At 45.6% G+C, this 26,185-nt stretch carries 19 protein-coding genes; 10 read left to right on the top strand and 9 right to left on the bottom strand.

Annotated elements, in window-relative coordinates; translation table 11 throughout:
• Positions 1-76: 76 nt before the first annotated feature.
• The 4 genes from fabZ (at position 77) to QUA42_RS23865 (ending at position 4,383) form a co-directional block, all read left to right on the top strand.
• Positions 77-598: a 3-hydroxyacyl-ACP dehydratase FabZ gene (fabZ, locus tag QUA42_RS23880; RefSeq protein ID WP_333041219.1), complete on the top strand. Its 522-nt coding sequence runs from the start codon at positions 77-79 to the stop codon at positions 596-598.
• 228 nt (positions 599-826) lie between these two features.
• Positions 827-1,621 (top strand): acyl-ACP--UDP-N-acetylglucosamine O-acyltransferase, encoded by a 795-nt coding sequence (gene lpxA, locus QUA42_RS23875; RefSeq protein ID WP_333140671.1) that lies wholly within the window; start codon positions 827-829, stop codon positions 1,619-1,621.
• Positions 1,622-1,811: 190 nt separating this feature from the next.
• Positions 1,812-2,984, top strand: coding sequence for a lipid-A-disaccharide synthase (lpxB, locus tag QUA42_RS23870; protein WP_333140669.1), 1,173 nt, complete (start codon positions 1,812-1,814; stop codon positions 2,982-2,984).
• A gap of 136 nt (positions 2,985-3,120) precedes the next feature.
• A complete protein-coding gene (locus tag QUA42_RS23865; protein ID WP_333140668.1) occupies positions 3,121-4,383 on the top strand; it encodes a DNA cytosine methyltransferase in 1,263 nt (420 codons plus the stop codon).
• Between the two features lie 194 nt (positions 4,384-4,577).
• Here QUA42_RS23865 and QUA42_RS23860 read toward each other — a convergent pair whose 3' ends face one another.
• Positions 4,578-4,778, bottom strand: a complete 201-nt coding sequence (locus QUA42_RS23860) for a chemotaxis protein CheW (protein WP_333140666.1) — start codon at positions 4,776-4,778, stop codon at positions 4,578-4,580.
• A gap of 143 nt (positions 4,779-4,921) precedes the next feature.
• On the opposite strand from QUA42_RS23860, the gene QUA42_RS23855 reads away from it, so the two are divergent.
• The gene (locus QUA42_RS23855) at positions 4,922-5,266 is read left to right on the top strand and encodes a BON domain-containing protein (protein ID WP_333140664.1); all 345 of its coding nucleotides are present in this window, start codon (positions 4,922-4,924) and stop codon (positions 5,264-5,266) included.
• Positions 5,267-5,507: 241 nt separating this feature from the next.
• Complete coding sequence (locus tag QUA42_RS23850; RefSeq protein ID WP_333140662.1) at positions 5,508-5,879, top strand: DUF4278 domain-containing protein; 372 nt, start codon at positions 5,508-5,510, stop codon at positions 5,877-5,879.
• 110 nt (positions 5,880-5,989) lie between these two features.
• Here the strand turns inward: QUA42_RS23850 and QUA42_RS23845 are convergent, their stop codons facing one another.
• Entirely contained in the window at positions 5,990-6,244 is a 255-nt protein-coding gene (locus QUA42_RS23845; RefSeq protein ID WP_333140660.1) for a hypothetical protein, read from the bottom strand.
• Positions 6,245-6,395: 151 nt separating this feature from the next.
• On the opposite strand from QUA42_RS23845, the gene QUA42_RS23840 reads away from it, so the two are divergent.
• Positions 6,396-9,914, top strand: coding sequence for an NACHT C-terminal alpha/beta 1 domain-containing protein (locus QUA42_RS23840; RefSeq protein WP_333140658.1), 3,519 nt, complete (start codon positions 6,396-6,398; stop codon positions 9,912-9,914).
• A gap of 24 nt (positions 9,915-9,938) precedes the next feature.
• Positions 9,939-10,193: a DUF433 domain-containing protein gene (locus QUA42_RS23835; protein ID WP_333140685.1), complete on the top strand. Its 255-nt coding sequence runs from the start codon at positions 9,939-9,941 to the stop codon at positions 10,191-10,193.
• Between the two features lie 96 nt (positions 10,194-10,289).
• On the opposite strand, the gene QUA42_RS23830 is transcribed toward QUA42_RS23835, so the two are convergent.
• The 6 genes from QUA42_RS23830 to QUA42_RS23805 form a co-directional block, all read right to left on the bottom strand.
• Entirely contained in the window at positions 10,290-11,471 is a 1,182-nt protein-coding gene (locus tag QUA42_RS23830; protein WP_333140655.1) for an RtcB family protein, read from the bottom strand.
• A gap of 559 nt (positions 11,472-12,030) precedes the next feature.
• Positions 12,031-15,258: an efflux RND transporter permease subunit gene (locus tag QUA42_RS23825; protein WP_333140653.1), complete on the bottom strand. Its 3,228-nt coding sequence runs from the start codon at positions 15,256-15,258 to the stop codon at positions 12,031-12,033.
• A 568-nt stretch (positions 15,259-15,826) separates the two neighbouring features.
• Entirely contained in the window at positions 15,827-16,771 is a 945-nt protein-coding gene (locus tag QUA42_RS23820) for a GDP-L-fucose synthase (RefSeq protein WP_333140651.1), read from the bottom strand.
• Positions 16,772-17,174: 403 nt separating this feature from the next.
• The gene (gene gmd, locus QUA42_RS23815; protein ID WP_333140648.1) at positions 17,175-18,206 is read right to left on the bottom strand and encodes a GDP-mannose 4,6-dehydratase; all 1,032 of its coding nucleotides are present in this window, start codon (positions 18,204-18,206) and stop codon (positions 17,175-17,177) included.
• Positions 18,207-18,666: 460 nt separating this feature from the next.
• Positions 18,667-19,398 carry a sugar transferase gene (locus QUA42_RS23810; protein WP_190663127.1) on the bottom strand — a complete coding sequence of 244 codons (732 nt, stop codon included), beginning with the start codon at positions 19,396-19,398 and terminating at the stop codon, positions 18,667-18,669.
• 243 nt (positions 19,399-19,641) lie between these two features.
• Positions 19,642-20,808 (bottom strand): glycosyltransferase, encoded by a 1,167-nt coding sequence (locus tag QUA42_RS23805; protein ID WP_333140646.1) that lies wholly within the window; start codon positions 20,806-20,808, stop codon positions 19,642-19,644.
• 300 nt (positions 20,809-21,108) lie between these two features.
• Between QUA42_RS23805 and QUA42_RS23800 the strand changes: the two genes are divergently transcribed.
• A complete protein-coding gene (locus tag QUA42_RS23800; protein WP_333140644.1) occupies positions 21,109-23,199 on the top strand; it encodes an iron uptake porin in 2,091 nt (696 codons plus the stop codon).
• Positions 23,200-23,580: 381 nt separating this feature from the next.
• Here QUA42_RS23800 and QUA42_RS23795 read toward each other — a convergent pair whose 3' ends face one another.
• Positions 23,581-25,347: an NFACT RNA binding domain-containing protein gene (locus tag QUA42_RS23795; protein WP_333140642.1), complete on the bottom strand. Its 1,767-nt coding sequence runs from the start codon at positions 25,345-25,347 to the stop codon at positions 23,581-23,583.
• Positions 25,348-25,648: 301 nt separating this feature from the next.
• On the opposite strand from QUA42_RS23795, the gene QUA42_RS23790 reads away from it, so the two are divergent.
• A partial coding sequence (locus QUA42_RS23790) for a winged helix-turn-helix domain-containing protein (RefSeq protein WP_333140640.1) occupies positions 25,649-26,185 on the top strand: 537 nt, incomplete at its 3' end.

Raw genomic sequence — 26,185 nt, 5'->3', positions numbered from 1 at the left:
AAAAACAGGTGATCTTCTGTTAAGATTGCATCTTCCTTCTGCCTTCTGCAATACCACACTCAAAAGTCTTCAAGCAATGTCTACGCTGACTGAAGTTAACACCCTCAATACTGCTAATTCTGAATCCGTCCCCACCAAAAACGGTGAAGATTCTCCAGCGGTTAAATCTACTTTTACTCTCGAAGAAGTTCAGAAATTATTGCCTCATCGCTATCCTTTTGCACTGGTTGACAAGATTGTTGATTACGTGCCGTCCGAGAAGGCTGTAGGAATTAAAAATGTGACTTTTAACGAACCGCATTTTCAAGGGCATTTTCCCGGACGGCCGATTATGCCGGGAGTATTAATTGTCGAAGCGATGGCTCAAGTTGGCGGTATTGTTCTGGCTCAGTTGCCCGACATCAAGCAAGGATTGTGGATGTTTACCGGAATTGATCAAGTCAAGTTCCGTCGTCAGGTTGTACCAGGCGATCAGTTGCTGATGACTGTAGAATTGCTGTGGGTAAAACGCCGTCGCTTCGCAAAAATGCAGGCTCTGGCTGAAGTAGACGGACAAAAAGTTTGTGAAGGAGAATTGACTTTTTCGATGGTAGATTAAGTTGGGAAGTGGTGAGTGCTGGCGGGTAGTTTTAAGTTGTGAATTTTTAATTTAAATTAAAACCGCGAAGCCTTCCTCGGAATGAAGCAATCTTAAAATTTAAAAAGATCCTTCTTCCCTCTTCCTTCTTCCCTCTTCCTTCCTTCTTCCGTCAACATCCATTCGTTTAATCCGTTACACTGCGCGTTGCCAAACTTCCTTCCCACTTACCAGCAAAACAACTGACAAATGCTTACTTTGATTCACCCAACTGCTGTGATTCATCCCCGCGCTGAACTTCACCCAACTGTAGAAGTGGGAGCTTATGCTGTAATTGGGGAAAGAGTGAAAATCGGGCCGGATACTAAGATTGGCGCCCATGCAATTATCGACGGGCTAACAGAAATAGGCGCTCGCAATCAAATTTTCCCCGGTGCGGCGATTGGTTTGGAACCTCAAGATTTGAAATACGAGGGTTCTCTGACTAGGGTGAAAATTGGCGACAACAATCTCATTCGGGAATACGTGACAATTAACCGCGCTACAGGAGCCGGAGAAAGCACGACAATTGGCAATCATAATCTATTGATGGCTTATGTTCATGTGGGACACAATTGCGCGATCGCCGATCGAGTAATTATCGCCAATGCTGTAGCCTTAGCCGGACACGTTAAAATCGAGTCTCAAGCCCGCTTGAGCGGTGTTTTGGGGGTTCACCAGTTTGTCCACATCGGCCGCTTGTCTATGGTGGGCGGCTTGAGCAGGATCGATCGAGACGTACCTCCTTATATGCTAGTCGAGGGGAATCCTTCGAGAGTGCGAGCCATCAACAAAATAGGTCTCGAACGCGCTGGTTTTACAGCAGAAGATTTGCTAGTTTTGAAGAAAACTTTTCGTATTCTATACCATTCTGGCTACACTCTCAATCAAGCTTTGGAACAGTTGGATTTGTTACCAGAAAACGCCCACTTGCAGCACCTGCGGAGATTTGTGCAGCAGTCTATAACCAAAGGGCGGCGCGGTTTGATTCCTGGCAAAAAGTAAATGAGGTAGAATAAACCTATTGTTTGTAGTAAGGATTTTAGTCCTTATTAGCTAAAAGTCGCGTCAGAGAGGACTGCAGTTCTCACTACAAACCTATGAGCAGTTAGCTGTAGGGTGTGTCAGTTTCAAGCCTTGACCCAGCTAAAAAAGTTTTGCTCCGGGGCACCTTACTGATGATATCGAGGATTTTATGAAAATTTTTATCAGCACTGGTGAGGTTTCTGGCGATTTGCAAGGAGCTTTGTTAGTTGCAGCCTTAAAACGTCACGCTGTCGCCGCCGGTTTGGAGTTAGAAATAACCGGATTGGGCGGCCCTCGTATGGCGGAAGCTGGGGCTACTATTTTAGGCGATACTGTGGGCATTGGTTCTATGGGCCTTATAGAATCAGTGCCGTATATTTGGCCCACGATCAAAGTTCAGCAAAAAGCTAAACAATATCTCAAAAGCTTTCGCCCCGATGCTGTTGTATTGATTGATTATTTGACTCCAAATCTCGGTATTGGCAGCTACATCCGCCGCTGTTTGCCTGATTTGTTGGTGGTTTGGTACATCGCACCTCAAGAATGGGTTTGGTCCATTTCTCCTCGCAATACTGATCTGATTGTCAATATTTGCGACCAACTTTTGGCAATTTTCCCAGAGGAAGCTAGTTATTATCAAAAAAAAGGAGCCCAAGTGAGTTGGGTTGGTCATCCTTTGGTGGATAGAATGCAATCTGCGCCGAGCCGGGAAGTTGCCCGCAAAACTTTGGGAATTGGGCCGGAACAGGTGTCGATCGCTCTAATTCCCGCTTCCAGACACCAAGAACTCAAGTACCTGATGCCGGTTATATTTGAGGCAGCTCAAATTATTCAAGCTAAATTGCCGGAAGTTAATTTTTGGATTCCGCTTGCTAACAAAGCTTTTCGCAGCAAAATCGAACAGGCGATCGAGAATTACGGTTTGCGGGCTACTTTGTTAGAAAATCAAACTCTGGAAATCTTGGCTGCTGCAGATCTGGCGATTACTAAATCTGGTACTGTTAATCTGGAGTTGGCTTTGCTGGATGTTCCGCAAGTTGTCCTCTATCGCGTCAGTCCAATTACGGCTTGGATTTTTCGCCACGTCCTGAAATTTTCGATTCCTTTTATGTCTCCGCCTAATTTGGTGCAAATGAAGCCGATCGTCCCGGAGTTACTGCAAGACGAAGCTACTGCGGAAAATATAGTGAATCACGCACTGGAATTGCTGCAAAATGCCGATCGACGCCAGCAAACTTTGGCAGGTTATCGGGAAATGCGGGAAAGTCTCGGAGATGTGGGTGTGTGCGATCGGGCCGCTGTGGAAATCATGAAAAATGTTAAAATAAATACAGCTTCTTAAAGCATTTTTCGTCTTGAAAGGTTATGTATAAACCCGGTTTCTTTGTGGCTGGATCGTGGACAAACCTACGATATATTACCAGAAACGCGGTTGATTTCCTTAATTTCTATTAAAGCAACTTTGTTATTGAAATGTTATGCCAAGCAATCGGAAAAAGCGACCGATCGCTGTTGATTTATTTGCAGGCGCGGGCGGCATGACCCTGGGCTTTGAACAAGCAGGTTTTGATGTACTTGCCTCAGTCGAAATTGACCCTATTCACTGCGCCACACACGAGTTTAATTTCCCGCTGTGTTCTATTCTGTGCAAAGATGTCACAGCGCTGACGGGTTCAGAAATTCGGAAAAAATCGGCGATCGGGCGGCGCGAGATAGACGTAGTAATCAGCGGTTCGCCCTGTCAAGGATTCTCCATGATGGGCAAGCGCGATGTTGACGACCCGCGAAATTCTCTAATTTTTCACTTTCAGCGCTTAGTTTTGGAGCTAAGACCCAAGTTTTTTGTAATGGAAAATGTGCCGGGAATTGCATCAGGAGAACACAAAGAACTCCTGAAAGTTTTAATTAGCTCTTTTCTGAAACGTGGCTATAAAGTAGAAGAAAATTATCAAGTTCTCAACGCTGTTCACTATGGAGTGCCGCAAGCTCGCAAACGATTGTTTTTGATTGGGTGCAAAGAAGGTTATGAGCTACCCAAATATCCTCAGCAAACTACTATACTGCCGAAAATTAAAATTCCTAAACGCTATAAAAAAATTAATTTACCTGCTGTCCCGACAGTTTGGGATGCGATTGGAGATTTGCCGGATGTGGAAAAGTACAGCGAGTTATTGCACCGAGATTGGGTGATGGCGGAGTACGGAAAGTGCAGCACTTATGCGAGTATAATGCGCGGAATTGATGCTTTGGATGATGATTATTCCTACGATCGCGAGTACGATCGACAAATCCTCTCTTGTAGTTTGCGAACTAAACATTCTCAGGAATGTATGGAAAGGTTTCATGCGGCAAAACACGGCGAAAAAGAGCCGATCAGCCGTTTTTACAAGCTTCACCCCGACGGAGTTTGCAACACTCTCAGGGCGGGAACCGACAGGGCTAGGGGGGCTTATACTTCGCCGAGACCGATTCACCCGATCGCCCCTCGGTGCATTACAGTCAGAGAAGCTGCGCGACTGCATTCCTATCCTGACTGGTTTAGATTTCACGTCACCAAATGGCACGGTTTTCGCCAAGTCGGAAATTCTGTACCACCGCTACTGGCCAAAGCTGTCGCAGCGCAGATTATTAGGGCTTTGGGCGTGCAAGCAATTAAGCCGAGTCTCAAGCTGACATGGGGAGATGATTTGTTGCTTAAACTCAATTGGTCGGAAGCAGAACAATATTATTTAAAAAGTTAAGAATTAGATTTAATTATCTCTAATTGGGAATTGGTGAGTAGTAATTGGGAATTGGAAATTGGTGAGTAGTAATTGGGAATTGGAAATTGGGAATTGGGAATTGGTAATTGGTAAATAAGTAGTGATTTTTGCCTTTCATCTGCACACAGCGGCTTACATCAAATTGCATCACTACTTATGCAGGACTACACCAATTAAGCGCGGGTTAGCGTCCCCTGCATCAGTGAACACAGTTCGATGACCCGCACGAGATGTCCCCAGTAGTTAAACAAACCGGGAATGTATTCCGGCGCGCTGTGCAGGTTTTTCAAGGTAAAAGTGCGAACTATTTCGACTACTCGTCTGCAATCCAAGGCGTAGCGATTGTCATATACATAAAATAGCCAAATCAACATCTAGATATCAGGGGAGATTTGAGATTGTGAAAGTCTGCCGAAAAACATTTTGATAAATTTCGCTGAGTTTTGCAACAATTACGAGTCTTTTGGAATTCTAGAGGTATCTTGGAAAAAGTGTATTTTCAGGAGACTCAAATACTATGGGTTGGTTTAAAAGACTGTTCGGACTCGAAAAGCCTGCACCCCAGGCTGAACCGATGGCACAAGTAGTACAGCAAGCTGCCCAAGCGCAATCCATCGCTCCTGCTAAAGTCGGCCCAGACGGAAATTTTGACGAAAGCGGCCTTGCGAAGCGGGTTGCTTTAGCTTTTGACGGCGATCCAGAAGTTGCTGATATCGAGACTGTTTATGTGGCTCAGCTCAGCGGCACGGTTGTTCTCAAAGGTCAAGTTCCCAGTCAGGAAATTCTCGACAAGTTGGTGGCGATCGCCTCTGCTGAAGAAGGTGCCGCAGGCGTGCAAACCGATCAGGTGACAGTTGGCTAGTTCTTCAGAACCGAAGCAGTTTCGCTCCGGGTGCTGCTTGAATTAGTCAAAAACTCGATTAAACCCGCTGCGGCGGGTTTTTTCTTGTCGGCTCCCCTCCAAATATTAATTATTGTAAATAAAATTGATTTATCTCAAAAAACAGTATAATTGAATACAGAAACTAAAAAAGTTTTAGCCAAAAAAACCAACCCTGACCTGACTGCCCTTTTTATCTCCATAAATATAAGGATCAAAAAATATGAAACTCACTTATCGCGGTTCAAACTACGAGTACGACATTCCGACAGTTGATATGGTCGAAGGCGAAGTGGCGGGCAAATACCGGGGCCAAAACTGGAACTATCGGTATCCGAGACACATTCCCAACCCCAAAAAATACGGTGGCACCAACAATAGCAAAAAGCGAGATGCTCAAGCTGGCGATCGGGATGTCGCAGCAGCTAGCGCCTCAGCGAGGGGGGAATATTACCCAACAGTTGTGGAAGTGGCGCAAGTGCACCAGGCGAATATTTGCAATATTCTCGATCGTAGAAAGCAAGCAGCCAAGGCCAAGGGCGATGAAAGACTGCTGCGCTTGCTAGAACTTGAGTGGCAGCAGATGGTTTGTTAGAGAATAGCCTGAGAAAACCAAGCGTTTGTCAAGAGGGGGAAATCGAGTTAAGCTCAATTTCCCCCTTTTGATGCTGTTTGTGCGCTCGATCTTGCACCCTCGAAGCGCTATCAATCGTCGGGATTTTGGGCGATGCGATCTTTTTTAATGCGATCGATCTCCTCAACACTCTTTCGGGTGCGATGGGTTTTGACGATTAACTCAATCCCCTGAACTATCATCCCCTGGATAACATCAAGGGCTGGTTTACCTGAATACACATCGAGATTGCCCTTGATGCCGATAATGACTGCTTGCAGGATAAATGCACTTGCGATCGCATGGCGGATGAACTTTTGTCGATCGCTTTGGCTGTTGTTTTTCATGTTCGGAACCTTGTTTGATTAACCACATCCACAGGTTCTCTTTGGGGTTGTAAGCTTAATCAAGTCGTAGCGATCGCAGCTAAAAGTCTTGTAAAATCGGGATAGTAGGGGTTTGGGGTAGTAACGATAGTTTGGGGTAGCCCCAGACTTTATGGTAATTTTTGGGACTTCTATGCCGCGAAATACTTACGGGCCTACGGTTAAAGAGCGGGTGAAGCGCCTGTTGGAGGCATTGCTTGCTTTCGTCGATTGGGAATTTGAGGACAGCTTTGACATTAAATCCAAGTGGGAAGCGGAAGACAGTACCAACCCTAAACTGATTGTCGAAACAACACTGGTCACTTTGGAGTGGTTGATCGCAAAAGACAAATATCCTGGCAAGTTAACTAAACCTAAAATTCGAGAAGCGCTGAACCTGTTAAAAGACTTCTTAAAGATTTTGGAGGACAACCGCACCCAAACCAAGGGAGTTGATACCTGGCATTTCACGCTGACGCTGTGGTCAAAAGATCGGGAAAAGAATCTCAAGCAGTTTGATAAGGCGTGGGAAGATAGCAGACCCGAAAAATCTAAAGCTTTAGAGGCAAACTTCAAGAAATCTGATGCGTTTGACTGGCGAAATATTTGCCTCGCCATGCTGGAAGCAGAGAAACCGCTAACCACCAATCAGTTCATGCGCGATAAGGACGATCGCTTTGAGTTAGAAGAAATCCACGTACCGCTAGCATTAGTAGAGCGCAAAAAACCTAATCTGATCGGTGGCGAGACTCAAGCAGAGCAAGGTTCGCGCCTGTACGAGCCAGAATACGAAGAAAAGCAGCGCTTTGAACACGAACAGTTTTTGCTGGATATCCTCACAGAGGGGAAAGGTAAGCATAACGGTAAGCGCATCGCTATTATTGGCGAACCGGGGGCGGGAAAAACCACCCTGTTACGCAAAATCGCTTTTTGGGTGCAGGAAAACACCGAAATTTTACCTATTTCGATTTCCCTGGCCGATTTACCAGAAACCAGTTCCCAGCAGCAATTTCTAGAGCAATATTTACTCGACAAATGGCTTCCAGCAGCGCTACCTTATATCTCGCTGGAAATGGTGGAAGTAACGGAAGCGCTGAAAACCGAACTGAAAAAACTGTGCAATCAGGGGCGAGTTTGGTTGTTGTTGGATGGCGTAGATGAAATGTCCGTGCAGGGGGAAGAACCCCTCTGGGCAATTTCTAATCAGTTAAAAGGTTGGATGGGACAAGCGCGGGTGGTGCTGACTTGTCGGCTGAATGTCTGGGAAGCAAACCGCAACGTGCTGGCGGACAATTTTGAGATTTATCGCACGTTGGAATTTAGTTATGGGGATAGTACAACGCCGGATAGAGTGGGAGAATTTATCGCCAAGTGGTTCAAAAAAAAGCCAAATTTAGGTCAGCAATTGCGACAGGCGTTAGACGAACCAGGAAAAGAGCGAATCAAAGATTTGGTGAAAAATCCCCTGCGGTTGGCGCTGTTGTGCAGCACTTGGAATAGGTGGCGCGATCGTGGGGGTTTGCCAGATACAAAGGCGAAACTTTATCAGGGATTTGTCGAGAAGTTTTATGATTGGAAAGGCAAGGAATTTCCCACAAATTATACTCAGCGGGAGAAATTAAATCGGGCATTGGGAGAGTTGGCCAAGTTGGCGATCGACAAAACTGAATCCCGGTTTCGACTTAAGCACAGTCTGGTTTGTCAGGTATTAGGGCAACCCGATGAGGAGTTGTTTGGGTTGGCGTTGAAATTGGGTTGGTTGAACAAGGTTGGTTTGGCGGCTGAAAGCCCGGATGAAACAGTTTATGCTTTTTGGCATCCCACGTTTGAGGAATATTTTGCGGCGCTGGCTGTTGACCGGGATTATTTCTTGCCTCGTAATCATGTCGATACTCCTGTTTCTGGCAAGCGCTATCGCATTTTCGAGCCACAGTGGAAAGAGGTGATTTTGCTATGGTTGGGTCGAGAGGAGATTGAACAAAAGCAGAAACAGGAAAAGCAGAAACAGGAATTTATTGATGCTCTGGTCAAGTTTGAGGATAGGTGTGGTGATTTTTATAAGTACAGAGCGTATTTTATTGCGGCTGCTGGAATTGCAGAGTTTAAGGACTGTAGCTATACAGATGAGATTGTAGAGCGAGTTATCGAATGGAAGGTTGGCGATCTTAACGCTAAAAATAATAACTTTTACCTACGTAATCCGATTCAAAATGCAGCGACAGCAGCTCTATTAGAGACGCACTGCGAGAACCTAGTTAACACACTAAATAAGTGGCTAAACTATAGCCAAATAGAGAAAAAATTTCCAGATATTGCTATGCTCCTTGTCCAAGTGGCTCCTGGCCATTCAGATGCAATCCGAATTCTCGTTAACTATCTAGATTATCTTCAACAAGAATTCCAGCATTCCAAAATAATTAATTTTGACCATCTCCCTGTTATAGAGCATTTGAGAAAGTTTAGTGCTGGTCATCCTCTTGCAACTGCTGCTCTGGCTGAGCGGTCACAAAACCAACAACAAACTAAGCCAATCCCTTCAGAGTCGGATATCAGTCGGCTCAATCTTTCTACCGGCAATGACAAATTTGAAAATTTTATTCGACTGAGACAAGAAATAGATATAAAGAAGGTTGAGAAAATAATTGGGAGATTAGATGATATCTCTACCTTAATTATACTTTTGGAAAGAAAGCCTATCCTCAATACATATTCTCAAGATTGGGAAGATATTAATACTCTAATTGAGGTTTTGAACAAACTAGATACAAGCCGCAACAGTGTTTGGTATGATTTAACAGGAGCTATAAACTTATTTGCGGTCGATAGATTAGCAGAAATCGCTTCTATTCAATCTAGAGTTGTGTATACGCTAGAAGAAATACTGAACTCTAACAATAACATACATATCTGCCAAAAAATTACTTGGGTTTTGGGAAAGGCTGCGTCTAAAAGTATAGACGCAACAAAAGTTGTAGTTAAGCTTTTGACGACAACTCATGAGCAGATCATCGCAAGGGAGGCACTCTATTTCTTAAAAACAATCCTTAACAGCAATTTGCTTGCCATAGTCGTCATTGGTTTAAAAGACTATATAGAAGATTCAGAAGCATATGAAATTATTTGGCATTGCGCTCAAAATATGCCCTACCCCGACTTCTATCAAGCTTGGCACCAAGACACCATTCCCAACTCCGCAACAGCAAGCCTCAACATAGCAAACTTACCCCAAATCCTTGCCGAAGCCATTAACGAGCGAGCTGATTTATGCAGCAAAGTCAAACTAATTTGCCTCGACAGTGACAAATTCGGTAATCCCGAAAATCCCGCTACCAAAATTTACAACGAAATGCGCTTACAAGGTTGTGACAAAAGTGAAGATAGTAAACCAAAAACAATGGCAGAATTACAAGATTACTGGGATAACTTAAGGATAGAAAGCGAAATTCCTCTATTTTTCATCTGCTACGATTCCACCGCACTCTCGGCCACACCCACAGGATTTAGCGATTCATTTCTGAAAGCTTTAAGCAAATTCGATCGCGCGATTTGTGTGGTGTGCGAACAAGGAAATATTCCCTTACCAACTTTTTCACCCAGCCAACCCGATTTAGTCGCTGCTATTGTAGCATGGATTCGGCGAAGTATACTATAAAATAGACATCCTATTTAAGAGCCGATCGACAAAGCAGGAACTACGACACTTACAAAGACCGAGTATAAATATATAGAACTCAACGAAGACAATGTTCCCATCATAGCCGGAACTACGATGAAAGTCGTTGAATTAGTCGAAGCTGAGATAGCTTATGGTTGGAGTCCAGCAGAATTACACCTCAATCATCGCTACTTGACTATGAGCCAAATTCTTTCTGCCTTAGCTTATTATTGCGATCGCAAACAAGAACTCGATGCAGAAATCAAGCGACGATAAGAGTATGTTAAACAGGCAGAAATTGAAGCTGGCGAATCTCCTTTTGCTGCTAGACTACGTGTTCAAGGGCTATTGCCTTTGTAGCTTCCCTTACATTCAACCCTTGACACAAACCACCTGCTTCAAAGTCGCCACAACTTCCACCAAATCCGACTGCTGACTCATCACCTCATCAATCGGCTTATAAGCCCCCGGAATTTCATCTAAAAATTGCTCATCTTTCCGGCACTCAACCCCCTCAGTCTGCCGCACCAAATCATCCAGAGTGAATACATTCTTCGCTTGAGTGCGAGACATCAAGCGCCCCGCACCGTGAGAACAGGAACAATAACTTTCCGCATTACCTTTACCCTTAACAATAAAAGACTTCGCCCCCATCGAACCCGGAATAATCCCGTAATCCTCTACATCCGCGCGCACCGCACCCTTGCGAGTCACATACACATCTTCCCCAAAATGCACCTCTTTTTCCGCGTAATTGTGGTGGCAATTCACCTCTAATAACGGCTTAACAGATTTGCCGCCCGCGACGTGCTTTTCCACAATTCGCTTAAACCGATTCATCATCACATCGCGATTAAAACGAGCATAATCTTGCGCCCACTGCAAATCGTGCCAGTAAGCCGCAAACTCCCGCGTACCCGCCACAAAATAAGCCAAATCTTTGTCAGCTAGATTAATTTCTGCTAGTTTAGCTAAATGTTTAGCAGTCTCGATGTGCTGCTGTGCGAGCAAATTTCCTATGCCGCGAGAACCGGAATGCAGCATCAGCCAAACAAAGTTTTCAGTATCAACGCAAACCTCAATAAAATGATTACCGCCGCCGAGGGAACCCATTTGTTTTAAGGCTTTATTGTTTTGGTGCTGCACACCTTGATGAAGTTCCTTAAACTCGCCCCATCCTTGCCAGTTGGTGACAGTTTTTTCTACTTCCTTGTTTTCCGCAAATCCCACGGGAATTGCGGCTTCGATATCGAGGCGAATTTGTTTGAGTTTACCTTCTAATTTTTCAGCCTTGAATGGCATTTTAATGGCAGCCATCCCACAACCAATATCAACGCCCACAGCAGCAGGAATAATCGCTTCTTTTGTGGCAATTACTGAACCGACTAAAGCACCTTTTCCTAAATGTACGTCCGGCATTAGTGCGACGTGTTTGAATACAAAGGGCAAAGACGCTACGTTTGTGGTCATCTTGGTCTCTTTTTCGCCTAGGGCGTGATTTGCCCAAGATAATACTGGTTTTGGGGCTGAGATGTCTAATTTTTCGTAGGGCATTTTTGTTTAAGTTTGTGTTGCCAGGTTGTTATGTAGTATTATTGTAACATACAAGTTTCGGATGTCAAACACACCTGATATCAATTCCGGTTGCACCCGAATTATTGTTCACTGTTGACTGTTGACTGTTGAAAGAGGGGTCGAAAAACTGAATGATAGTTGAGTATTGACTGTTGATTCGATTTTACGCGCGACGATGCTAGCGGAGTTGATATTATTGACTAATTCTAGGCGTCTCAACAGAAGATCAAATGCAGTATCGGTATTGTTTGTGAGCTCTGCAGTCCGACAGGGGTTTTCAACCCCTACCTCATAGCAAAAGTCCTCTCAAAGAGAACTACAATTGATCGCACTTTCCATTGCTTTGTGGAACAGGCATCCTGGCTGTTATAGCTCATATTTTCTACAGTCGGTTAAAACTGATATCTTGCACCATTATCCATAATCCTTTCAGGGCGGGCTTTCCTGCCGAACCCCTACTCCCCACAAGAAAACTGATTCTGTGTGGAACAGGTCGGAAAGCCTGTTATTGAAAATGATGCAAGATATCCGGATTTTTTTACAAATTCGGAGTCTTTCTCGCCGTTTTCTGCAGCGGAATAGCCACCGCCTGCGGCTTCTTCTTCGCTGCAAACATCCCAAAGAAGTCGTGCAGCAAAATATAGAAACAGGGAATAATAAACAGCGTCAGCAAAGTTGCCAGCGACAAACCGGAAAACACCACCACACCCAAAGGTTGCAGAAACTCCGAACCCTCTCCAATTCCCAAAGCTAGGGGAAACAAACCCAAAACTGTAGTAATAGTTGTCATCAAAATCGGCCGCAAGCGCTGAGGTGCCGCCCTGAGAATTGCGGTTGTGCGATCGACTCCTTCATCTTCCAGAATTTGGTTCGCCAACTCGATCATAATGATGCCGTTATTCACCACAATTCCCACTAGCAAAATTGCACCGATCATCACCGTCGCACCGATCGCAGTTTTGGTCACATAAAGCCCGAATACTCCCGCCGCCAACGCCAGCGGCACTGTCAGCAAAATCACCAGCGGGTCAACCAAAGAATTGTACTGCACCGCCATCGCTACAAACACTAAAAAAGTCGCCAACCCTCCCAAAAGCTTGAGAGAAGTTTGCAATTGTTCATTAGTTTCAGCAGCCGCACTCGGCACAATTCTTACTCCTCGCGGCAACTTGAGTTCTGATAAAACTGCATCGACTTGCTGGACAGCATCGCCGAGACTTGCACCCTTATTCAAATTTCCGACAACTAAGAAAACTTGCCGCTGATTGAGACGCTGAATTTCTGCAGGCGCTTTGCCGAGAATAATATTTGCCACGTCGCTTAAACGGATGATGCTGTTATTGCCGCCCGATAATGGAATTTGTCCGAGTTGAGCAATAGATTTGACAGAAGTGCGATCGAACTGCACCCGCACATCTATTAATCGGTTTCCCCGCTGCAACTGAGTGGGAACAGCACCTTCAATTGCTGTCTGAATTGTCTCCCCAATATCTTGGGCTGTCAGCCCGTACACAGCCGCCCTTTCCCAGTCTGGACGAATTTGTACCTCTGACTGCGGCGGGTCTGCCTCCGGCCGAAACCGGGCTAATTTTACCTTCTCATCTAATGCTTTTAATATCTGACGGCCTGCTTCCTGCAATGATTCTTCAGTGTCCCCCTGAACCACGACATCAATTTCGCCACCCCGCACTGGAGAATTAGTTAAAACTAAACCCCTAATCGATTCTGGAACTAGCCGCAGACGAGTTCCTTTAGGAAGGTCAATTTTTTTCAATTCCTCAGTCATTCTTTCTGTAAAATCTGTGGTATTGGTACCTGATTTGAGCGTAATTGTGCTGCTTCCCCGGAGCAAATTTTCAACCGTATTGTTGCCGAACAGCAGCCCTCCCGCTGTCGTTAAAGTGTACTCTGTTTCTGGCTGTTCTAGTAAAATTTTATCGACAGCAGCAATCACTTTTTGATTTGTTTCCAAGTTAGTACCCGGAGGAAATGAAGCAAATAATCTGGCTTGGCTTGTATTAACTCTTGGCAAAATTTCTTGGGGAATTTGTCCCACCATCACCCAAGTGCCGCCACCTAAAATTACAAAAGCGAGGGCAATGATAATTAACCGCAAACCCAGCACTTTTGACAGCATTGAACCGTAGGCTCGCGTGCCGTTTTCAAAACCGCGGTTGAAATGTTTTATCGGCCCGAACTGACTGATACCGCTGGAATAAGACATTCCCATCAAGCGAGAAGTTAGCATCGGCACTACCGTTAAAGCTACTAGCAAAGACGCTGCTACTGCAAAGCTAATTGTCAAAATCAATTCGTTAAATAACAGCGAAAAGAAGCCACCGATCAGCAAAAATGGCAGCACTGATACTAAGTTGGCCGCTGTAGAGGCAACCATTGCTGATTCTACTTCTTCACTCCGCTCTACCGACTCTTCTATGGTGCGTTCTTTTCGATCTTTGATTCTGCCTTTTTTCAGATGAGGGTTGCTGTCTAGACCGACTACAATATTTTCTAAAATAACTACGCTGGTATCGATCGCCTGACCGATTCCTAGCGCTAAACCGCCTAAACTAAATAAATTCAGCGACATACCGAACAGCCGCATTAAAATAATGGCTGCTAGAGTACACAGAGGAATAGTCAGAGAGATAATCAGGGTTTGTCTCAGGGAGCCTAAAAAGAACAAAACTGCGATCGCAGCCAGCACTGCCCCTGAAACCCCCGCATTCGCCACATCGGCTAAGGAATTGCGGATAAATCTGGATTCGTCTAAGGTAGTAACTACGGTCATGTCCGCCGAAATTAAGCCGGACTCCTGCATTTCTTTGATGCGATTTTTCACTCCGTCTACAACAGTAATCGTGTTGGCGTCCGGCTGTTTCAAGATGCTAATTTTAACGGCAGGTTTTTGATTGAGAAAAACTTTTACTCGCTGTTCTTCCGTTCCGTCATTGACTTGGGCAAAATCGCGCAGGTAAACTCGTTTTGGCGGGTTGGAACCGGATACTTGAAAGGAAAGATTGGCGATTTCAGAAGCTGTTTTAAAGCGACCGATTGTGCGCGTCAGCGGTTCGTTAGATTCTTGCCGCAGCCGGCCGCCGGAAGTGTCTAAATTGCGAGCGCGCAAAGCATTAAAAACGTCGTTAAGATTAACTCCTAAACTTTGCAGTCGGTTCAGGTCAATATTAACTTGAATTTCTTCTTGAACGCCACCGGAAACGTCAACCGAAGCTACTCCTGGAATAACGTTAATTTCCCGGGCTAATTCGTCATCGGCAAATACCCGCAAATCTACCCCTTGTCGCGAGTCTGAAGTCAGGGCAAATTCGTAAACCGGCTGTTGAGAAGGGTCAAATTTAAACAGATTTGGCGATTCAACCGTATCGGGAAGTCGGTTGCGAATGCGGTTGACGGAGGCTGTAGCGTCATTAAGAGCCTGGTCAATATCGCCACCCGGTCTGAAGAATAAATCGACGCTGACTTGTCCTTCGCGGGTGCGGGAAAAAACTTGCGTGACTCCTTCTGTTGCGGAAAGTCCTTGTTCGAGGGGGCGGGTAATTTCGTCAACGGCGACTTCTGGGGAGACTCCGGGGGCGTCTAAGCGAACGCTGATGCGGGGATAGGTGATGGAGGGCAGCAAGTCAACGGGCAGTTGGGTTATGTAGAAAATGCCCACGACTATAATGGCAAGTGTCAGCATGAGGGTGCCGATGTGGCGGCGAATGGCGGTCGCGCTAATACTGAATCCGGTTTTGTCGGGAGTCATTCGATTTTAGATTAAAGATTAAAGATTAAAGAATTGAAAAGTTTACCCCGTCAGCCAGCCTGCAAAGGAATGAATCGCCGGGCTGGCAACTAAATTGTTTTCGGTCAGGCTTTATTGTGTATCGGGAGTGAGAGAATATTTCCGCTCCGCACCTGACAAGTAGTATAATAAATTTTAATAAATTGTGAAAAATGTTTTTTTGAATATTCCTTTAGAGGTAGTCGATCGCCCAAAATGCAGATTGGCACAAATTGCGATCTGATTTTTTATCGATAGAAAGCAATTGCGATTTACCGCTATAGTGGGGGTTGGTTTACTATATTGTTGGTCCTACCCACAGATGGGTTGTAAAACCCGGCCCTATAGTCTTATTCGGCGTTGCTGATTTACGGTATGAAACGCTAAATAAGCCAGTCATAGAAACCAGTATCCACAAAGCTGGGGGATTTTCAACTTATTTTTTTCATACCCTGATTAAACAACGCCAAATTTCTTTCTGGTGATTTATTTCCCTTCACCACCTTTCTTAAAAAAACCCGGTTTTTTCAAGAAACCGGGTTTTTCCCACTCAAACGGCGTGTTTTCGATACCAATCAATCGTATTCTTCAATCCTTCCTTAAACTTCACCTCCGCAACAAAACCAAACTTTTCCTTAGCCCTTTCCGTATCCAAACAGCGGCGTGGCTGACCGTTCGGTTTGTCTATTTCCCAAACAATTTCTCCCTCAAATCCCATCAATTCGCAGATCATTTCCACTAAATCGCGAATTTTAACTTCGCTATTCGTTCCCAAATTAACCGGGTCAGATTCACTGTAAGATTGAGCCGCCATCACAATTCCCCGCGCGGCATCTGTGGAATACAAAAACTCGCGACTAGGGCTGCCGTCACCCCAAACTGGGAGTGTTTTGTCTCCTCTTTCTTGCGCTTCGTGGACTTTGCGGATTAATGCGGGGATGACGTGGGAACTTTTCGGGTCAAAGTTATCTTCCGGGCCGTACAGATTTACTGGTAGCAAGTAGATACCGTTGAATCCGTACTGCTGGCGGTAGGATTGCAGTTGCACTAATAAGGCTTTTTTCGCTACTCCGTAAGGTGCGTTAGTTACCTCTGGATAGCCGTTCCAGAGGTCATCTTCTTTGAAAGGAACTGGGGTGAAGTTGGGATAAGCACAAATGGTGCCGACGCAGACAAATTTTTCAACTCCTGCTTCGTAGGCGGCGTGGATTAGTTGCACGCCCATCATCAAATTATCGTAAAATAATTCAGCGGGTTTTAGTTGGTTTAAGCCGATGCCGCCGACGTGGGCGGCGAGGTGAACGATCATATCTTGTTTGTCGGCGGCGCGCTTACAGTTTTCCATGACGCGAAGGTCGCAGTCGCGCGATCGAGTTACGGAAATTTTATCAGCATCGGCCCCTGCTTTCACTAGCTGGTCGATTACCTGACGGCCCAAGAAACCGGCGCCGCCAGTGACTAGAATGCGTTTGCTGCTTAAATCCAAGCTTGTCATAATTTTAGCCTCGGGATTTTGAATAAGGGTCGATCGACAATTTCAATTCTAAAATTGTTGCTTTAGCAAAAAAAGCTTTCAGCTACAGGATGAGGTTGCCCACAAATTTGTTTTAGCAGCAGATATGGACAATTTGCGCCGTGCACACCCGAAAGTTAGATATAAGTGCCGTGAGTGCTCAACTATCATTTTAATGTTTTCTTTAGCCCGCATAGCCGAAAATTTTGCGAGCAATTAAGCTGGTTCTTTGAATGCCGATCCTGTTAATAGCTGTAACAACCATCTGATCATCAGTTGTGAAGTGCTTGCAGGGGCTATCCCCCGGTGCGGGCTTTTCGCCAAAGGGGTAGACACGGGGCCCGACCCCTACAAATTGTTCGCACTGACGGCGTGGTTTAGCGACTTAATCAAATCCGTTGCCCGAACCTCGACCTTGCTGGTCTAAAGCTTTCATGTCAGCATCTACCATTAAATGTACTAACTCCTGAAAAGTTACAGAAGGTTCCCAATTTAATTGCTGGCGCGCCTTAGTCGAATCCCCAATCAAAAGTTCGACTTCTGCAGGCCGCAAGTAGCGTTCGTCAAACTCTACATATTGTTGCCAATCTAAATTGACGTAAGTAAAAGCCAAATCGAGAAATTCCTTAATAGAATGGGTCTCGTTGGTAGCAATGACATAATCGTCAGGCTTGTCTTGTTGCAGCATCAGCCACATCGCCCGCACGTAGTCTTTAGCATAGCCCCAGTCCCGCTTAGAATCGAGATTGCCCAAGTAAATCTTTTTCTGCTTGCCGGCGACTATTCTGGCAACGGCGCGAGTAATTTTGCGAGTTACAAAAGTTTCGCCACGGCGGGGAGATTCGTGATTGAACAAGATGCCGTTGCAGGCAAAAAGTCCGTAAGACTCGCGATAATTTACTGTTTGCCAGTGCCCGTAAACTTTAGCGCAGGCGTAAGGACTTCTGGGATAAAAAGGAGTTGTTTCCTTTTGCGGAACTTCCTGTACCAAACCAAACATTTCCGAAGAACCTGCTTGATAGAACCGCACTTCTATGCCGGTGCGGTGCTGATAGTCCCGAATTGCTTCTAGCAGCCGCAATACTCCCATCCCTACTGTGTCAACCGTATATTCCGGCGAGTCAAAACTGACTCGAACGTGAGATTGAGCGCCTAAGTTATAAATTTCTACCGGCTGAACTTCTTCCAATATCCGGCGGAGAGTCGTGCCGTCCGTCAAGTCGCCGTAGTGTAGAAACAGGCGCGCACCCTCGCTGTGAGGATCGACATAGATGTGGTCAATTCGATCGGTATTGAAACTAGAACTGCGCCGGATAATGCCGTGAACTTCATATCCTTTCTCTAACAGTAATTCGCTCAAGTAGGAGCCGTCTTGACCTGTAATACCTGTTATTAGCGCTCGCTTACGTTGCGTCATCTGATTTTCCTTTGACAGGCTGTGTTAATTCACAATAAATTTTTTGGCAGAGGCTGTTGCTCCCTGCCGGCCGTATTCTCAAACTCTACGTTAACTGCTTTATAAAACTTACTCAAACTTAACTTTAGTTACCTAAAGCCAGTTGAAGTTTACTTCCTACGCTGTTGGGTAGTGGGCTATCCCAAGATAAGTAGGCTATCCCCCTTAAGCCAAAGGTTATAGAGTTAAGTTTAACACCTAAACCTAAAGTAGTCTATCTAGAAGAACTGATCTTTCTAGATGAATAAGAGATAGGTTTATTTAAGTATTTGCCCCTTTAGTTAAGTAAGCTCACAATTGTGCGATCGGCATCTAGGAACTGTTTTGTTTTGACAAAGAGTTTGTCGCTGATTGTCAGTAGTCAGCATCAGTGGTCAGTAACAAATAAAACTAACTACCGATGGCTGACTGCGGACAAAAATTAATATGCGCCGTTATTTTTGGGAAAAATCACAACTCCAATTGTTTTGAAAACAATCCACATATCCATCCAAAGGTTTTTGTCATTTGCGTAATAGAGGTCGATTTGGACTCGGCGGGGATACGGAATGTCGTTGCGACCGGACACTTGCCACAAGCCTGTAATTCCAGGTCTTATGGTGAGAATTTTGTTGATGTGACGACCGTATCTCGGCAGTTCTTCTTCAACTAAAGGTCTCGGTCCGACGACGCTCATATCTCCTTTTAAAACATTCCAAAACTGGGGAAACTCGTCTAAACTGGTCATTCGTAAAAATCTTCCAATCCAGGTAATTCGAGGGTCTTGTTTCAGCTTGAAATTGTCCTCAAACTCTTGACGCAAATGCGGAGAATTTTCCATGATTTCCAGCAATATATCGTCCGCATTTTCCACCATCGTTCTGAATTTAAGGCAATAAAACCTTTTACGGTTTTTGCCTACTCGTTCCTGTACGTAAAAAATAGGACCGGGCGAGCTTAAGGCGATTAAGAAAGCCAAAAGCAGGTAAACCGGAGCAAACAGGATCAGAACCGATAAGGAAAACAGGATGTCAAATAACCGCTTGAAAAGTTCTCCGTCGAGGCTCTGTAGAGAACGACTTATGCGTCTATCTCCTTGCAGGACAGACCCAAAACCGCGTCTTGCGATCGCTCGAATTACCTTGCCGGAGATTAGTTGGCTGTCGGCAGTCATCTTACTCCTTCACTTCACACCACACACAGTCCTGATCATAAAGCCTCAAGACGCTTTGTTCTCTCAATTATGTTTCCAATACTCAATTTTCTGCCTTCTGAAGGCTTCAAAAGGCACAAGGAAGAAGGAAGAGGGCTTCTGGCGGCAGAAGGAAAAAGGCACAAGGCACTTATGCAGAGGTCTTCTGAAGGCACTTATACAAAGGCAGAAGGGAGATTGTCCCGCTATCGGGTTCTGGCACTCTCAAGCCCCAGACTCGGTAAAATCACGGGAGTGAAATTCCTGATAGCAGCGTTCCACAAAAGCTAGATAGCGCTGCCCAAAAACTTCGGGGGCAAACTGTTCAGCGCGCAACCTGCAGATTTCTGGCCGAAATTTGCCTTGCAACTGTTCAAATTCCTTGACAGCTTCGACTAATGCTGCTGCGGTTTGGGAGGAAAAAAATAAACCAGTCCCTGTCTCTGGGTGTTGGCGAATGTCGAGCACTGTCTCCAAAGCGCCCCCTGCTGCATAGGAAATTACTGGTGTTCCGCAAGCTTGAGCCTCTACCAAAGCTATGCCAAAATCTTCGCAAGCTGCATATACAAAGGCTTTCGCCTCTGCCATGTACTTTTCAACTATGGAGGCGGGCTGCCAGCCGAGCACTTGCACGTTGGGTTTGGCGATTTGCCGAATCATTTCTAATTCTGGCCCGGTGCCGATGACAATTAGAGTATGCCCGAGTTGATTGAATGCTTGGACGATCGCACTTACGTTTTTGTAACTTACTAACCGACAAACTGTGACGTAAAAGTCTTGTTTTTGTCGCATCAAGGAAAATCGCTCGATATTTACCGGCGGATAAATCACCTGGGCCCGCCGCCGATAGCACCGCCAAATTCGGCGCGCAGTGTGTTGAGAGTTAGCTATGAAATAATCAACACGATTGGCGGAAATTACGTCCCACTGCCGCAGTCGATGCAACAAATATCGCGTCAGCAGACCCTGGATGCCCCGTCCGGCTTTGCTGCTACGCAAATAGTCAAAAGTTAAGTCCCAAGCGTAGCGCATGGGAGTGTGGCAGTAGCAGACGTGGAGTTGCTGGGGACTGGTGAGGATGCCTTTGGCGACGGCATGGGACGATGAGAGGATGATGTCGTATTCTCTCAGATCTAGTTGTTCGATCGCGATCGGCAGAAATGGCAGATATTTTTGGACGCCACTGCGGGCTGCGGGAAAGTGCTGCAAAAATGTTGTGCCAATCTGTCGCCCGAAAAGATAGCTTTCGGGATTAGCTGATTCAAAGTCGATGAGAGCATAGACATCTGCCTCGTCTACGTGTTTGAGAATTTCCTGCACTACGAGTTCTGAACCGCCAGTAGCTAACGGCGTCAACCATTCGTGAACTAGGGCGTATTTGAGTTTTTTCACTTGTATTTGTAGCCGATCAAACGATTTGTTAGCGCCAGTGCTGTCAATATTAGTCTTACTGAGGGATAACTTACGCAATATCCAGCCATCAACCAGGTTTCTATGTAGGTATCTAGGTCAAACCAAGGATTTTGGGAATAAACGGAGTTTTTGTCAAATCAACCACAGCAAAACAGCCCTTTCCAGCAGTGATTTCCCCGATAGTTGACAAGAAATACTATTAGGCGGAATACTGAAGGTGATTTGCGGGCGCCTAAATCTTCGGAATCGGCGATCTGCTCAATATGGTGTGAGGAAAAAATGTCCAAATTTTTGTGGAAGGGACTTTTAATTAGTCCCGCTGTATTGGCAGCAAGTTTAGTCGTATCTTCGACGGCGCTAGCAGTAGAGCAACCTGTAGAAATTGCCACGGCAGCTCAAGCTGATAAATTGCAATTAGCAGGTGCTGCAACCGAGGCAGCCAAGTCTGAGACAGCAAAGCCTGATACAGCCGAACCAGCGTCACTAGCTAGCAAATCAACTGTTGAAACTATTGAGAAAGAAAGTGCGAGCCTCTACAAGGGCTTCACTCACGATTTGATCGCCCCAGTTGCCGAACAAGCAAAAGCACCGGAAGTTGCAGCAGCAGATTTAGGCGAAACCAAACCCGCAGTAGCGCCCGCAAATTTAAGTCCCGAACAACCAGTCGCCGAGCAAATCCCCGCAGTAGCGCCCGCAAACTTAAGCGAAACGCAACCCCCCGCACCACTGGCTAATTTAAACGCAGAAAAAGCAGCCGCACAGCCCGATCAGATTTCGCAATCCACTGATTCAAGTGCCCAACCTCAAGCACAGTCTTATCTTTTAGAACAAATCAACCAATACAGCACAGAAGGCAGTAGCAGCGAAGATGCGGCCGGCCAAGTAACATCTGTGTCGCAACTTTCCGACGTTCGGCCCACCGATTGGGCGTTCCAAGCTTTGCAGTCTCTAGTAGAGCGCTACGGGTGCATAGCTGGCTATCCTGACGGCACTTTTCGCGGCAACCGGGCGATGACTCGCTACGAATTTGCAGCAGGTTTAAATGCGTGTTTGGATAAAGTTAGCGAGCTGATTCAAGGCGGTTCCAGAAATCTGGCGACGCGAGAAGATTTGGCTTCTGTGCAAAGGTTGCAAGAAGAATTTGCGACGGAATTAGCAACTTTGCGCGGCCGCGTCGATGTTTTGGAAGCGCGCGCCTCTGAATTAGAAGCAAATCAGTTTTCAACTACGACTAAACTCAACGGCGAAGTGATATTTGGTTTGGCCGGTATCGCCAGGGGAGATGATGCCGAGGGCCGCGAAGCTGATAAAGCCACGGCTTTTGGCAGCAGGGTTCGGATCAATTTCGACACGAGTTTCTCTGGAGAAGATTTGCTGAGAACTCGATTGCAAGTTTTAAATTTGGGTTCGTTTTCTACTAATAATACGAAAACCGCTGAAGGAGAATTGCGGTTTAATGCCGGGCCTTTTGCCGAGGCTAGCAATACGGTAGGTTTAGATGCGCTGCTTTACCAATTCCCTATCGGCAAAAGCACTACTGTAATTCTCGAAGCCAACGCCGGCGCTGCTGATGATTTTGTTAACACTGTCAACCCTTACTTTGACGGAGACGGCAGCTACGGCGCTCTTTCTAACTTCGGTACTCGCAACCCAATTTACTATTTGATAGGGGGTTCTGGCATCGCTATGCGGCATCAGTTTGGGGAAAAACTCGAACTGAGTTTGGGATATATGACCGGCAATGCTGCGGACCCGACGCGGGGAAATGGTTTGTTTAACGGCTCTTACGGCGGTTTGGCTCAGTTGACTTTTACACCGAGCGACAGCATTGCTTTAGGTTTAACTTACGTTAATTCCTACAACGTCGTCACCGGTACCGGCAGCAATGCTTCTAATTTCCCGGCGCGTCTGGCTTCCTTCGGGCTCGACAGCGATAGCAATATGCCAGTTTCTAGCAATTCCTACGGGGCGCAAGCTTCGTGGCAGTTGAACCGGAGATTTGCAATTGGCGGTTGGGCGGGTTACACCAACCAGCGCATTTTATCCAACTTGACTACTCCTACCGGTTCTGTGCAGCGGGGGGATCAAAAAATCTGGAACTGGGCAGTTACTTTGGCTTTTCCCGATTTGTTGAAAGAAGGAAATGTGGCGGGGATTATCGTAGGTATGGAGCCGCGGGTAACGAGTTCTACTAACCGGACTTTGCCGGAAGATAAGGATACTTCGCTGCACGTTGAAGGTTTCTATCAGTTTAAGTTGAGCGACAATATTTCTATCACTCCTGGTCTGATTTGGCTGACTGCTCCCGACCACAATAAGAATAATTCTGATTTGGTGATTGGGGTTGTCAGAACGACGTTTACTTTCTAGGAGCGGGTTTAAGGTTTTAACAAAAACGACCAGCTTTAGCAAAAGCTGGTCTGCACAAATAGTTAAATCCGTTGTGTTCCCACAGTGTTTTTCTCACAGTGAGGAAACCCAAGTTGCACGTTTCTTTGCAAAGGGTTCTAAAAGAAATATCATCTCTCTTAAGTGGTATTATAACAACAAAATTTAATTTTCTGTAATAAAACTTTACATTACAGACGAATTTTAATTTTTAGGAGACGATCGCACTTTCGGTCACTTTGTATAATACAGCCTGGGTTCAAAAACCCGGTTCCTGCCTAGGTTTATCGGTTGCAAACCCTTTCTTATGGGTAAAAACGAGGTTTCGACGGCCGATAAACCCTTTATCTCACTTTATATAAATCAAGCAGGAGCTTGCTGCGGTCTCCCCCAGACAATCCGCTCCTGCTTGTATACAACCATACCCGGTTTTGCGCCTTTGGGCTTGTATACATATTTCGGTTCTGTATAAACCACCGGAACTTGTTCGCTGTGGCGGGCGCGACTGTAATAAGCAGTCATATCGGCTGCAAATTGCAAATCGGTTTCTTCAGCCACAGTACCGGGTTTGAGACGCAGCAAAGCGTGACTTCCGGGAATCTCTAGGGTGTGGAACCACAAGTCGTAGTCGTTGGCTGTGCGAAAAGTGAGTTGGTCGTTTTGGCGGTTGTTGCGCCCGATTAATAATTCAAAGCCGCTGGGGGTTTGGTAGCGGTGAAATTCGATCGCAGCATTTTTGTCGGTACTGCGGTAATCTGGTACGTCTAGATATTTTTGCTGGATCAGTTCTTCGCGGATTTCGGCGAGGGTTTGCAAATCTTGGCTGTTGCGGTAGGTTTCCAACACCGAAAGTGCGACTTCAACTTGTTCTAAATAGTCGATTTCTTCCTGTACGGCGCCTAACAAAGGTTCTACTGCAATGCGAGCTCTTTTAAGTTTTTGGTGTTTTTTGTAGAGGGCTTGAGCGTTTTGAACGGCGTTTTTTTCCGGGTTTAGGGAAATGATAACTGGTTTTTCGGTTTCAAAGTCGGGGAGAGAAATTGATTTCATTCCCGGTTCCCAATGCTGCAAGTTTGCCATCAGCAAGTCGGCTTGGGATTTGTGGGTGTCTGCGTCTGCTGATTGCTGCAAGCGTTCTTTAAATGTGTTGGCTTTGAGGCGCAGTTTTGCCAGGACGTTGTTGAGTTTTTGGGTAAGCTGATGTCGCAGTTGGGCGAATACTTCTTGATTGATTTCGCCTGTGTAGTAGCTGTTAAGTAATTCTTGAACGGAAGAGTAGGAAGAAGGAACAGAGGAGTTAGATTCGTTTCCAGGTTCTAACTCTTTTACATCCGGTGCGGGCCAATCGATTACGGTGTAGCCTTCGGGGGTAAAACTCGGGTGAAATTTCGAGTTTTCTAGGCATTGCAGCCAGTATAGCCAGCGCTGGAATAGTTGCTGCCAGTCGTCGGGATTCAGGCTGTCGGTGGATTGTTCGGGGTCTAAAGAAGCCGATCGAATCATTGACAAAACTAAGGCTTTACTCGTCCCTCGGTAATTCTTCAACAGATTGCCCTTTAATTGCCCAGGAACCAGGCTGATTCGTGATTGCCAGCGGTTTTGAGATTCGCTCAGACTCGGCACTGCATCGGTCAAAGACGGGGGCATTTCGTAGGGTTGCCCGGTTTGGATGGGACGGACGGTGGACTGTTTGGCGCTGACTTGGTGGGCGCAGGTGACAACGAGGTTGTCTTGGGCGGTGAGGATGACGTTGCTATACTTGCCCATGATTTCGGCGTACAGGTGCCAGAGGGCTGGTTCTCCGGGGCGTTTGGCGAATTGCAAGTCTATGACTCTTTCCCAGGGGGAGACGGGGGCGATGGAAACTAAGGCTAAACCGCTGAGTTGGTGCCGCAGTTGTTCGCTGAAGGTGAAGGTGTCGGGAATGCGGGGCGGAGGGTCGCCGACGCAGATGCGGGCGGCCACAGGATGCCAAGAAAGGTCTATCCAGCCGCGCCCTTTCATGGTGCGGAAGGCCAGGGACACGGTGAAGCGATCGCGCTGGTAGACTTGTTCTAAGCGCGCTGGCAGCCATTGGGCTCGCAGTTCGCTGCAAGTGGCGGTTAAAGTTGTAAAGTCTACGGGTTGCACGGTATTCTCAGGGCGATCGAACTATCTATTTCTATGCTGACAGATATCGGTCACATTTTACTAACTATATAAAATTATTGTTTACTCTTGCTTCGCGTCCTTCGCTAGGAAAGCTCTTCAATAATTTCGTTAACAAATAACAAATAACTAATAGACATCTGCTAAAAAGCAGATTTTGAATAGGCACCGTGCCTGTTCCACAATAATTTTGGGAGATGTCTAATAACAACTATAGCAATCCTAAATGATTATCAAGACTAGGATACAATTATATGCAATACTTGATTGTGACAATAAAAAGATGAATAATTTAAAACTGCCCCTCAAAGATATGGAAAAGGAAATAACTCAATTAGAATCTTTCATTAAAAGTGATATCGATGCAAGAGAACTTAAACGAGCCATAGCTGTAAGGATGGCTGTCGAAGGCAAGTTCTACCATGAGATTAGCAAAATTCTCGGTGTAAGTGAATTTTTTGTTGGTCATTGGAAAAAACAATTTCAAACCAAAGGCATCGAAGGAATCAAGCTAGGGCATAAAGGGTCAAAAGGGTATTTAACAGCTCTACAAAAGACTGAAGTAATTGAGTGGCTAAAGAATAAAGAATATTGGAATTTAGATGAGCTGGTTACTTATGTAGAGCGAGAGTTTGGTGTGATATATAAATCAAAACAGAGTTACTATGAACTTTTCGAGCGGGCGAAAATTAGTTGGAAAAAAACTCAAAAAATCAATCCTAAATATGAGGTCGAACTGGTAAAAAAAAAGAGGGAAGAAATTAACAATATTTTATTCAAAAACAAGGCGGGCATAGAATCCGGGCAAATAATAGTATTA

The organism is Microcoleus sp. Pol11C2, assembly GCF_036701505.1.
GTDB lineage: Bacteria > Cyanobacteriota > Cyanobacteriia > Cyanobacteriales > Microcoleaceae > Microcoleus.
This window is presented reverse-complemented; position numbering and strand designations above follow the sequence as displayed.

Excerpts from the sequence above, each read along its gene's own strand:
- fabZ (WP_333041219.1), top strand. The coding sequence starts at position 77 with ATGTCTACGCTGACTGAAGTTAACACCCTCAATACTGCTAATTCTGAA.
- lpxA (WP_333140671.1), top strand. The coding sequence starts at position 827 with ATGCTTACTTTGATTCACCCAACTGCTGTGATTCATCCCCGCGCTGAA.
- lpxB (WP_333140669.1), top strand. The coding sequence starts at position 1,812 with ATGAAAATTTTTATCAGCACTGGTGAGGTTTCTGGCGATTTGCAAGGA.
- QUA42_RS23865 (WP_333140668.1), top strand. The coding sequence starts at position 3,121 with ATGCCAAGCAATCGGAAAAAGCGACCGATCGCTGTTGATTTATTTGCA.
- QUA42_RS23860 (WP_333140666.1), bottom strand. The coding sequence starts at position 4,778 with ATGTTGATTTGGCTATTTTATGTATATGACAATCGCTACGCCTTGGAT.
- QUA42_RS23855 (WP_333140664.1), top strand. The coding sequence starts at position 4,922 with ATGGGTTGGTTTAAAAGACTGTTCGGACTCGAAAAGCCTGCACCCCAG.
- QUA42_RS23850 (WP_333140662.1), top strand. The coding sequence starts at position 5,508 with ATGAAACTCACTTATCGCGGTTCAAACTACGAGTACGACATTCCGACA.
- QUA42_RS23845 (WP_333140660.1), bottom strand. The coding sequence starts at position 6,244 with ATGAAAAACAACAGCCAAAGCGATCGACAAAAGTTCATCCGCCATGCG.
- QUA42_RS23840 (WP_333140658.1), top strand. The coding sequence starts at position 6,396 with ATGGTAATTTTTGGGACTTCTATGCCGCGAAATACTTACGGGCCTACG.
- QUA42_RS23830 (WP_333140655.1), bottom strand. The coding sequence starts at position 11,471 with ATGCCCTACGAAAAATTAGACATCTCAGCCCCAAAACCAGTATTATCT.
- QUA42_RS23825 (WP_333140653.1), bottom strand. The coding sequence starts at position 15,258 with ATGACTCCCGACAAAACCGGATTCAGTATTAGCGCGACCGCCATTCGC.
- QUA42_RS23820 (WP_333140651.1), bottom strand. The coding sequence starts at position 16,771 with ATGACAAGCTTGGATTTAAGCAGCAAACGCATTCTAGTCACTGGCGGC.
- gmd (WP_333140648.1), bottom strand. The coding sequence starts at position 18,206 with ATGACGCAACGTAAGCGAGCGCTAATAACAGGTATTACAGGTCAAGAC.
- QUA42_RS23810 (WP_190663127.1), bottom strand. The coding sequence starts at position 19,398 with ATGACTGCCGACAGCCAACTAATCTCCGGCAAGGTAATTCGAGCGATC.
- QUA42_RS23800 (WP_333140644.1), top strand. The coding sequence starts at position 21,109 with ATGTCCAAATTTTTGTGGAAGGGACTTTTAATTAGTCCCGCTGTATTG.